General features: G+C 64.3%; 1 protein-coding gene. It reads left to right on the plus strand.

Annotated features, from left to right (window positions below; genetic code table 11):
• The first annotated feature begins 81 nt into the window (after positions 1 to 81).
• Positions 82 to 474 carry a phage holin family protein gene (locus tag EOA22_RS36975; RefSeq protein WP_127390775.1) on the plus strand — a complete coding sequence of 131 codons (393 nt, stop codon included), beginning with the start codon at positions 82 to 84 and terminating at the stop codon, positions 472 to 474.
• The last annotated feature ends 5 nt before the right edge of the window (positions 475 to 479 follow it).

Below are 479 nucleotides of genomic sequence, written 5' to 3' on the forward strand. Positions count from 1 at the left end.
ACAGGGTGGGTCCGCTGAGCGGTCGCAGGATTCGGGCGTCGTAGGCGATGATGGGGCCATGCAGAGCACGGCGCAGGACAGATGAACACCCAGGACAACCCAAGCCTTGCCGGGCTGATCACCGACTTGGCCCAGAATGTCACCACTTTGGTGCAAACCGAGGCCAGGCTGTTTCGGGCCGAGCTTTCTGAAAAGCTTGCCAAAGCCGGAGCAGGTGCCGCGGCAGTGCTGGGCGGCGCGATCTGCTTGCTCGCCGCGCTAATGGTGTTGCTGCAGGCACTCGTTATTGCACTGACGCGGGCAGGACTTGGCTCGGGGTGGTCTTCCCTGCTGGTCGGCGTGGTCGTGGCGGCCCTCGGCATTATCCTGCTGCGGACCGGGACGGCCAGCATGGCGCCTTCGGAACTTACCCCCGACCGCACCCAGGAACAGCTCAAGCGCGACGCGAGCGTGATCAAGGAACCAGGGAGATGACTGAG

The organism is Mesorhizobium sp. M7A.F.Ca.US.014.04.1.1 (assembly GCF_003998745.1).
GTDB classification, from domain to species: Bacteria; Pseudomonadota; Alphaproteobacteria; order Rhizobiales; family Rhizobiaceae; genus Mesorhizobium; species Mesorhizobium ciceri.

Coding starts and splice junctions, on each gene's coding strand:
- EOA22_RS36975 (WP_127390775.1), top strand. CDS start 82: ATGAACACCCAGGACAACCCAAGCCTTGCCGGGCTGATCACCGACTTG.